Raw genomic sequence first — 9,456 nt, forward strand, 5'->3', positions numbered from 1 at the left:
ATGCGATCGCCCGGCTCGGCCCGCGATCAGGCCTTGCGCGCCAGTGTCGGGATTTCCTCGCGCAGCCGGAAGCGCAGGGCGGACCAGGTGTTGTCCAGCGCCACCTGCGTCACCGGCAGCAGCCCGGCCTGGGTCAGCGGCTCCCAGCCATGGTCGCGGTCGAGGTCGGAGCGGATGGGGCCGTTCTTCTTCGGATAGGCCATCCACAGCCGCCCGCCCACGCCGTAGAGGTCGAGCGCGCGCGCGGCCACGCGGGCGAGGGAGGCGCGGTCGGTCGCGAAGGCGAGGATCAGTTCGGGCTCGGAGGCGTTGGTCGCCGGCAGCCCATGCTTGAATCCGGCCGGCGGCTCCAGGACGGAGCAGACCATGCCGGGCTTGAATCCAAGCTTCCGGGGAATGGAAGCCTCGAGCGCGGTGTCAATCAGCGGTCACTCCGGCGGCGCGGGCCACCGGCCCCCAAATGGAATCCTGTGCGCGGATCGTGGCCGCGAGCTCCGTCCGCGTTCCCCCGACAGGGTCCGCGGCCAGGGCGCGCAGCCGCCCGGCCACCGCGGGGTCACGCACCGCCGCGATGGCCGCCGCCTCGAACCGCTTCACCAGCACCTCGGGCAGGCCGCGGGGGCCCATCAGGGCCACCCAGCTTTCCGCCTCGAAGCCCGGGATGGTCTCGCCCACCGCCGGCACCTCCGGCAGCAGCGGCGAGCGCGCGCGGGAGGTGACGGCGAGCGGGCGAACGCGCCCCTCCCGCACCAGTGGCAGTCCGATGACAGCGGACTCGACATAGACCTGGACCCCCCCGCTGATCAATTCCGCGACGGCGCCGTTGCGGCCGCGGTAGTGCAGCATGTCGCAGCGGGCGTTGAGCGTGCGCAGCAGCAGCTCGAGGGTGAGGTGGCTGACCGTTCCGGCCCCGGAAGTGCCGCAACTTCCGGGCCTTGCCTTGAGCAGATCGGCCAGTTCGGAGAGGGTGCGCGGCCCCGCCCCCGGGGGGCCCAGCACCAGCAGCGGGATGCTGGCAAGGCGGCTGATGGGGGTCAGCTCTGCCTGTGGGTCATGGCCGAGCTGCCGGGCGAGGTGCCGGTCGAGGACCAGCAGGCTCGCCGGGACGATTCCGAGCGTGTTGCCGTCCGGCGTGGCGCGGGCGAGGGTCTCGGCGGCCAGGCCGCCCCGCCCGCCGGTGCGGTTCTCCACCTCCACCGGGCGCATCACGCGCTGCGCCAGCCCCTCCGCCACGGCGCGGGCGAGCAGGTCCACCGTGCTGCCCGGCGGGAAGCCGACGAGCAGGCGGATGGGCTCCGCCCCGGCGGGGGGGGCGGCCGGGGGCGGGTTGCCGGCCGGCGGCTGCGGCTGGGCGGCGGCCGCGGCGGCCGCGCCCAGCATCAGCGCGAGAAGCGCGGCATGAATCCTTCGGATCACGGCGATGCCCATCCTCCCCGGCCGGCGTGGGTGGTGCGGCCCAGAGGCCCGGCCGCGCAGAGTCTTGCGCCGCCCGGGCCAGGTCAACCGGGGATTTGCACGCCGAGGGTAACTTTCCGCTGACGAGACATTCGGCATGCGCATGACCGGGCGCGCGATTGACGGCCCCGTGACGCGACGCCTAGAAGCGAGGCCGAGGAAGCAAGGCTGGAGTTCCCGATGCCGGAGTTCCCGATGCCGGGCGCGGTTCCGGTGGTGGCTGGCGACGCCGGCGCGCGGCGCGCGGGGCTGGGCTGCGGCGGGAACCCGGCAGGGAGGCTCAGCCCATGACCGACCCGAGGGAGGCCGGCTTCGTCGGCCGGCGCAGCGACGGAAGCCTGATCCGCCGCCCGCTTTCGCCGCATCTGCAGGTCTATGACATGGCGCAGATGACCAGCGCCCTGTCCATCATGCACCGCATCACGGGCGTGATCTGGTCGGCCGGCACGCTGCTGCTGGTGTGGTGGCTGATGGCCGCCGCCACGGGCGAGGCCGCCTTCGCGGCGGTGCAGTGGTTCCTCGGCTCCTTCCTCGGGCTGCTGCTGCTGTTCGGGCTGACGGCGGCAGGCTGGTACCACACGCTGGCCGGCATCCGGCATCTGATGTGGGATGCCGGGCGCGGCTTCGATCTCCCCTCGGTTTATGCCACGGGGCGCGCGGTGCTGATCGGCACCGCCGTGCTGACCGTGCTGACCTGGGTGCTCCTCCTCCTGTTCTGGAACTGACGCGATGGCGGACGGCAAGACGGTGCATGAGGCGGCGCTGCGCACCCCGCTCGGGCGGGTGCGCGGGCTGGGTTCGGCGAAATCGGGCACGCATCACTGGTGGATGCAGCGCGTCACCTCGCTCGCGCTGCTGCCGCTGACGCTGTGGTTCGTGATCAGCCTGATCGGCCTCGCCGGCGCCTCCTATGCGGAGACGCTGGCCTTCATCGGCGCGCCGGTGAACGCGGTGCTGCTGCTGGCGCTGATCGCCGCCACCTTCCACCACATGGCCGCCGGGCTGCAGGTGGTGGTGGAGGACTATGTGCGGGGCGAGTTGCGGCGCAAGGGGCTGATCCTGCTCATCCAGGGCGGCTCTGCACTGATGGCGCTGGCCTCCGCCTTCGCGGTGCTGCGCATCGCCCTCGCCTCGTGACGGTGGCGGAACGGCATGTGACGCGGCGCCCGGGCGCGCCGAGTATCGGGATGACGCGCCGCGCGGCGGCGCGAGGCGGGACGGACCGGAACGGATGAACGCGATCAGCAAGCCTTCGATGGGCGCCTACCGCATCGTCGATCACACTTATGACGTGGTGGTGGTGGGCGCGGGCGGCGCGGGGCTGCGGGCCACCTTCGGCATGGGCGCCGCGGGCCTCAAGACCGCCTGCATCACCAAGGTGTTCCCGACCCGCAGCCACACCGTGGCGGCGCAGGGCGGCGTCGGCGCCGCACTCGGCAACATGGGCGAGGACGACTGGCGCTGGCACATGTACGACACCGTGAAGGGGTCGGACTGGCTCGGCGACCAGGACGCCATTGAGTACATGTGCCGCGAGGCCATCCCCGCCATCATCGAGCTCGAGCATTTCGGCGTGCCCTTCAGCCGCACCGAGGACGGGCGCATCTACCAGCGCCCCTTCGGCGGCCACATGCAGCACTACGGCAAGACGCCCGCGATGCGCGCCTGCGCCGCGGCCGACCGCACGGGCCACGCCATCCTGCACACGCTCTACCAGCAGAGCCTGAAGCACAACTGCGAGTTCTTCGTGGAGTATTTCGCCCTCGACCTCCTGATGGACGACGAGGGCGTCTGCCGCGGCGTCATCGCCTGGTGCCTGGAGGACGGCTCGATCCATCGCTTCCGCGCGCAGAAGACGGTGCTCGCCACCGGGGGCTACGGCCGCGCCTGGTTCTCCTGCACCTCGGCGCACACCTGCACGGGCGATGGCGGCGGCATGGTGCTGCGGGCGGGGCTTCCCCTGCAGGACCAGGAGTTCGTGCAGTTCCACCCCACGGGCATCTACGGCTCGGGCTGCCTCGTCACCGAGGGGGCGCGCGGCGAGGGCGGCTACCTCACCAACTCCGAGGGCGAGCGCTTCATGGAGCGCTACGCCCCCACCGCGAAGGATCTCGCCTCGCGCGACGTGGTCTCGCGCGCCATGTCCATCGAAATCCGCGAGGGGCGCGGCTGCGGCCCGAAAAAGGACCACATCCACCTCCATCTCGAGCATCTGGGCGCCGATCTGCTGCACGAGCGCCTGCCCGGCATCTCCGAGACGGCCAAGATCTTCGCCGGCGTGGACGTGACGAAGGAGCCGATCCCGATGCTCCCCACCGTCCACTACAACATGGGCGGCATCCCCACGAACATCCACACCGAGGTGCTGCGCCCCACGCGCGAGGACGAGGACGCGATCGTGCCCGGCCTGATGGCGGTGGGCGAGGCCGCCTGCGTCTCGGTGCACGGGGCGAACCGGCTGGGCACCAACTCCCTGCTCGACCTCGTGGTGTTCGGCCGCGCGGCCGCGCACCGTGCCGTGGAGACGGTGAAGCCCGGCGCGCCGCAGCCGCCGCTCCCGCCCCGCGCGGGCGAGGCCTCGCTCGACCGCTTCGACCGCGTGCGCCATGCCAAGGGCTCGACCGGGACGGCCGAAATCCGCCTCGAGATGCAGCGCACCATGCAGGACCACGCGGCGGTGTTCCGCACCTCCGCCCTGCTGGCCGAGGGGGTGGAGAAGATGCGCAAGGTGCATGCCGGCCTCTCCGACCTCTGCGTGAACGACCGCAGCCTGATCTGGAACAGCGACCTCGTGGAGGCGCTCGAGCTGCACAACCTCGCCGGCAACGCGATGACCACCATCGTCAGCGCCGAGGCGCGCAAGGAGAGCCGCGGCGCCCACGCCCATGAGGACTACCCCGAGCGCGACGACGCGAACTGGATGAAGCACACCCTCGCCTGGATGGACGAGAAGGGCGAGGTGCGGCTCGACTACCGCGGCGTGAAGATGCGCACGCTGACCAACGAGGTGCAGGTCTTCCCCCCCAAGGCGCGGGTCTATTGAGGAGAGCGGGACCATGGCGACCTTCACCCTTCCCCGCAACTCCGTCGTCGGCGAGGGCAAGACCTTCAAGGCCCCGCCCGGGGCCACGAACGTCAAGGCGTTCAAGATCTACCGCTGGGATCCGGACGGCGACGCGAACCCGCGGCTGGACACCTACGAGGTGGACCTCGACGCCTGCGGGCCGATGGTCCTGGACGCGCTCATCAAGATCAAGAACGAGGTGGACAGCACGCTCACCTTCCGCCGCTCCTGCCGCGAGGGCATCTGCGGCTCCTGCGCGATGAACATCGACGGGCTGAACACGCTCGCCTGCCTCAAGCCCATCGAGGACGTGAAGGGCGATGTGCGCATCCACCCGCTGCCGCACATGCCGGTGGTGAAGGACCTGGTGCCGGATCTCACGCAGATCTACGCGCAGTACCGCTCCATCGAGCCCTGGCTGAAGAGCGACACGCCCCCCCCGCCCGACGAGGAGCGCCGCCAGTCCAAGGAGGAGCGCGCGAAGCTGGACGGGATGTGGGAGTGCATCCTGTGCTTCTGCTGCTCCACCTCCTGCCCCAGCTACTGGTGGAACGGCGACCGCTACCTCGGCCCCGCCGTGCTGCTCGCCGCCTATCGCTGGATCGCCGACTCGCGCGACGAGGCGACGGGCGAGCGCCTCGACCAGCTCGAGGACCCGTTCCGCCTCTACCGCTGCCACACCATCATGAACTGCACGCGGACCTGCCCGAAGGGGCTGAACCCCGCGGAGGCGATCGGCAAGATCAAGCAGCTCATGGTCGAGCGGCAGGGCTAGCGCGCATGGAGCCGGGGGCGGGGCTGGCGGAGTTCCTCCGCGGCCGCCGCGCCCTTCTCTGCTACGGGCTGATGGGCGATGCGGTGGTGCGCCTCGGCCTCGACTACATGGACGCGCACGCCGAATGGCTGGCCGCGCAGGGCGCGCGGCCCGAGGTGCTGAAGGTTCCCACCGCCGACCCCGTGGCCGCCAATGCCGAGCGCCTCGCCGCCGCGCTGAGGGACGGCCCGCCGGGCGCGCTGGTGATCGCGCACAGCAAGGGCGGGGTGGAGGCGCTGGCGGCGCTCGTCGCGCCCGAGACCGCCGCGCGCTGCGCCGCCTTCCTCGCCTTCCAGTCGCCCTTCTACGGCAGCGAGGTGGCGGATCTCGTGACCGAATCCCGCCCGCTGACGGGGCTTGCCCTCGCCACGGCCCGGCTGTTCCGCAGCGGCAGCGGCCAGGGCCTGCGCGACCTCACCACCGCCGCGCGAGCGGCCTGGATGGCCGAGCACGCCGAGGCCGTCCAGCGCCTCGTGCGCAGCCTGCCGGTGGTGACGGTGGCCAGCCATTTCCGCCCGCGGCTGCGCATCGCGCGCGGCCCGCACCTGGCCGCGCTGGCGCTCTGGCTACAGGACAAGGTGGGGCCCAATGACGGGCAGGTGGCCGTCACCTCCGCCCTGCTGCCCGGGGCGCGGCACCTGGTCGAGCAGGGCAGCCACATCGCCCTCGTCACGCGCGGGCCGGGGCAGGACCCGCAGGGTGCGCTGCGGCGCGCGCTGCTCGCCGCGCTGGTGTGATACGGGCGGCATCACATGCCGACCGTATCGCGCGCAGGGTTGGCGTGGCGGCTGCGCGCCAAAACACAGGCATGCCAGCGGCCGCGCGACTGCCGCACGCGTCACGGCAAGCGGCCGCTGGTGTGATACGGGCGGCCGAATGGCCGGACCTATCGCGCACGCCAGGCTGGCGGGCAGCGGCGTGCCGGAACACCGGCATGACGCTTGCCCGACTCCGCCCCCGCGCCACATGGGGGAAGGCGATGCTGCACCTCATCAAGCTCTCGGTCGGCGTGCGGGACGTGGCGCATCTGCGCGCGATCCAGGAGCGCCGGGCGCTGGCCGAGCCGCCGCTGCGCCATCAGACGCGCATGCTGCCCAAGCGGCGCGAGGAGCTGCTGGCGGGCGGCAGCATCTACTGGGTGATCGGGGGCTTCGTGCAGGTGCGCCAGCGCCTGCTGGACGTGATCGAGGACCGCTGGGACGACGGCACGCCCTGCTGCGGCCTGGTGCTGCATCCCGAGCTGGTGCCGGTGGCCGCCCGGGCGCAGAAGCCCTTCCAGGGCTGGCGCTACCTCGCGGCCGAGGACGCGCCGCCCGATCTCGCCGCCGCGCCGGCGGCCGAAGGGCTGGAGGCGCTGCCCCCCGCGCTGCGCGCCGCGCTGCGGGAGGCCTGTCTGATCTGATCAGCCCGGCGCGACGCGCCCCGCCGCCGCCTCCAGCGGCACCTCCTCCTGCGTCCCCGCATCGAGGTCGCGGAACTGCGCCACCCCGCGCGCCGCCTCGCTCTCGCCGATGATGAAGGCGGCGCGCGCGCCCTGCTTGTTGGCGCGCTCCATGCGGCGCTTGAGGTTGCCGCGATAGGCCATCTCCGCCGCCACCCCCGCCGCGCGCAGCCGCTGCAGCAGGGCGAGCGCCACCCCCTCCTCCGCCTCGCTGACCGGGATGACGGCGACGAGGCGCGGCGCGGGCGGCGTGAGGCCGGCGCGCTCCATCAGCATCGCCAGCCGCTCCACCCCCGCCGCCCAGCCGACGCTGGGGGTGGGCGGGCCGCCCATCTCCTCCACGAGGCCGTCATAGCGCCCGCCGCCCATCACCGTGCCCTGCGCGCCCAGCCGCTCCGTCACGAACTCGAAGGCGGTGTGGCTGTAGTAGTCGAGGCCGCGCACGATGCGCGGGTTCTCCCGCCAGGGCAGGCCGAAGGCGTCGAGGTGGCGGCGCAGCGCGTCCCAATGCGCCTGGGCCGCGGGGGTGAGGAAGGCGGCGATGGTCGGCGCCCCGGCCACCAGCGCCTTGTCCTCGGGCTCCTTGCTGTCGATGATCCGCAGCGGGTTCTTCTCGAGGCGCCGGCGGCTGTCCTCGCTGAGCTCGTCGCGGTGCGCGGCGAAATGCGCGATCAGCGCGGCGCGATAGGCCTCGCGGCTCGGCGCGTCGCCCAGCGTGTTCACCTCCAGCACCACGCCGTCCGCCAGGCCGAGCTCGCGGATGATGTGGTGCCCGCAGGCGATCACCTCCGCATCCGCCAGCGGCTCGGCCGCGCCCAGCACCTCCGCGCCGATCTGGTGGAACTGGCGGTAGCGCCCGGCCTGGGGCCGCTCGTAGCGGAACATGGGCCCGGCATAGAACACCTTGCGCGGCAGGGATTGCGTGAGCCCGTTGGAGACGAGGGCGCGGCAGACGCCCGCCGTGTTCTCCGGGCGCAGGGTGATGCTCTCCCCGCCGCGGTCCTCGAAGCTGTACATCTCCTTGGAGACGACGTCGGAGGTCTCGCCCAGCCCGCGGGCGAAGACGCGCGTGTCCTCGAAGATGGGCGTGGCCCATTCCTCGAAGCCGTAGAGCGCGCTGATGCGCCGCGCCGTCTTGATCACCCGGTGGTGGCGGCGGAACTCCTCGCCGATCAGGTCACGGGTGCCGCGCGGCGGCTGGAGCTTGATGGTCGCCATGATGCGGGGCGGGTAGCGCCGCCCGCGGCGGGCGGCAAGGGCGCGCCCCCCTTCAAGGCGCGGCGCGCGCGCGGCAGCATGCGCGGCCCCGCCGCCGAGGAGTCCCGCCTTGCCCGCCCTGCCCTGCCTCGCCCCCGAGAGCGCCGAGGCGCTCCCCATCCATGTCGTCACCCCCGGGGCCTGGGAGGCGCTGCCCGGCGCGGGGCTGGCGCGCGCGAGCGGCTTCGCGGCCAAGCCTGGCGAGCTCGCGCTGCTCACCGACGGCGAAGGGCTGACGGGGGCGATCTTCGGGCGGCCGGAGAGCCATTTCGGCTATGGCGCGCTGGCCACCGCCCTTCCCGCCCGGAGCTGGCGCTTCGCGGAGCCCGCGCCGGAGGGCGCGCTGCTCGGCTTCTGCCTCGGCGCCTACCGCTTCGAGCGGTTCCGCGCGCCCGGCCCGGCGCGCGCGCGCCTCATCCCGCCCGCCGGGCGCGAGGCGGAGCTCGTGGAGGCCGCGGCGATCTGGCGCGTGCGCGACCTGATCAACACGCCCGCCAACCATCTGGGCCCGGCCGAGCTCGCCGCCGCGGTGCAGGCGCTCGGCGCGGAGCACGGCGCGCGCGTGAGCCTGATCGAGGGCGAGGCGCTGGAGCGCGGCTACCCCGCCCTGGCCGCCGTGGGGCGCGGCAGCCCGCGCGCCCCGCGCGTCGCCCTGCTGGAATGGGGCGAGGAGGAGGCCCCGCTGCTCGCGCTCTGCGGCAAGGGGGTGTGCTTCGACACGGGCGGGCTCGACCTCAAGCCCTCCTCCGCCATGCTGCGCATGAAGAAGGACATGGGCGGCGCGGCGGTGATGATCGGCCTCGCCGAGACGCTGATGGCGCTGCGCGCGCCGCTGCGCCTGCTGCTGCTGGTCGGCGCGGTGGAGAACAGCGTCAGCGGCGGCGCCATGCGCCCGCTGGACGTGATCCCCACGCGCAAGGGGCTGACGGTGGAGATCGGCAACACCGACGCCGAGGGCCGGCTGGTGCTGGCCGACCTGCTGGCGCATGCCGCCGAGCGACGCCCGCGCCTGATCCTGGACGCGGCGACGCTGACCGGCGCGGCCCGAGTCGCGCTCGGGCCGGACCTCCCCGCCCTCTTCGCCAATGACGAGGCGCTGGCCGAGTCGCTCCTGGCGGGCGGCCGCGCGGCGGGCGAGCCGCTGTGGCGGCTGCCGCTCCACCCGGGCTACGAGAGCTGGCTGGACAGCGGCGTGGCCGATCTCTCGAACGTGGCGAGCAAGCCCATGGCCGGGGCCATCATCGGGGGGCTGTTCCTCAAGCGCTTCGTTCCGAACGACATTCCGTGGGGACACCTCGACCTGTACGCCTGGAATGACAGCAGCCGGCCCGGCCGGCCCGAGGGCGGAGAGGCCACCGGGCTGCGCGCCCTGCGCCAGGGGGTGCTGGGTCACCTCGGGATGGCGTGACCGTTGGGAAAACGTAA

Annotated in this window: 10 protein-coding genes; 7 read left to right on the forward strand and 3 right to left on the reverse strand. The window is 73.1% G+C overall.

The window, feature by feature from the left end; all coding sequences use genetic code 11:
• Positions 1-26: 26 nt before the first annotated feature.
• Positions 27-368: a hypothetical protein gene (locus H596_RS21295; RefSeq protein ID WP_051212889.1), complete on the reverse strand. Its 342-nt coding sequence runs from the start codon at positions 366-368 to the stop codon at positions 27-29.
• A 49-nt stretch (positions 369-417) separates the two neighbouring features.
• The gene (locus H596_RS21300; protein ID WP_169579869.1) at positions 418-1,416 is read right to left on the reverse strand and encodes a Bug family tripartite tricarboxylate transporter substrate binding protein; all 999 of its coding nucleotides are present in this window, start codon (positions 1,414-1,416) and stop codon (positions 418-420) included.
• 326 nt (positions 1,417-1,742) lie between these two features.
• On the opposite strand from H596_RS21300, the gene sdhC reads away from it, so the two are divergent.
• The 6 genes from sdhC (at position 1,743) to H596_RS0112065 (ending at position 6,735) form a co-directional block, all read left to right on the forward strand.
• Positions 1,743-2,180, forward strand: coding sequence for a succinate dehydrogenase, cytochrome b556 subunit (gene sdhC, locus H596_RS0112040; RefSeq protein ID WP_027285105.1), 438 nt, complete (start codon positions 1,743-1,745; stop codon positions 2,178-2,180).
• 4 nt (positions 2,181-2,184) lie between these two features.
• A complete protein-coding gene (gene sdhD / locus H596_RS0112045) occupies positions 2,185-2,592 on the forward strand; it encodes a succinate dehydrogenase, hydrophobic membrane anchor protein (protein ID WP_027285106.1) in 408 nt (135 codons plus the stop codon).
• Between the two features lie 94 nt (positions 2,593-2,686).
• The gene (sdhA, locus tag H596_RS0112050; RefSeq protein WP_027285107.1) at positions 2,687-4,498 is read left to right on the forward strand and encodes a succinate dehydrogenase flavoprotein subunit; all 1,812 of its coding nucleotides are present in this window, start codon (positions 2,687-2,689) and stop codon (positions 4,496-4,498) included.
• A gap of 13 nt (positions 4,499-4,511) precedes the next feature.
• Positions 4,512-5,294: a succinate dehydrogenase iron-sulfur subunit gene (locus H596_RS0112055; RefSeq protein ID WP_027285108.1), complete on the forward strand. Its 783-nt coding sequence runs from the start codon at positions 4,512-4,514 to the stop codon at positions 5,292-5,294.
• Between the two features lie 5 nt (positions 5,295-5,299).
• Positions 5,300-6,070, forward strand: a complete 771-nt coding sequence (locus tag H596_RS0112060) for a hypothetical protein (protein ID WP_027285109.1) — start codon at positions 5,300-5,302, stop codon at positions 6,068-6,070.
• Positions 6,071-6,312: 242 nt separating this feature from the next.
• On the forward strand, positions 6,313-6,735 hold the full coding sequence (locus H596_RS0112065; RefSeq protein WP_027285110.1) for a DUF1489 family protein: 423 nt from the start codon (positions 6,313-6,315) through the stop codon (positions 6,733-6,735).
• On the opposite strand, the gene hisS is transcribed toward H596_RS0112065, so the two are convergent.
• Positions 6,736-7,992, reverse strand: coding sequence for a histidine--tRNA ligase (gene hisS / locus H596_RS0112070; RefSeq protein WP_027285111.1), 1,257 nt, complete (start codon positions 7,990-7,992; stop codon positions 6,736-6,738).
• 109 nt (positions 7,993-8,101) lie between these two features.
• On the opposite strand from hisS, the gene H596_RS21305 reads away from it, so the two are divergent.
• Positions 8,102-9,439: a leucyl aminopeptidase family protein gene (locus H596_RS21305; RefSeq protein ID WP_084602732.1), complete on the forward strand. Its 1,338-nt coding sequence runs from the start codon at positions 8,102-8,104 to the stop codon at positions 9,437-9,439.
• The last annotated feature ends 17 nt before the right edge of the window (positions 9,440-9,456 follow it).

Origin of the sequence: Rubritepida flocculans DSM 14296, from assembly GCF_000425365.1 — a bacterium.
Lineage (GTDB): Bacteria > Pseudomonadota > Alphaproteobacteria > Acetobacterales > Acetobacteraceae > Roseococcus > Roseococcus flocculans.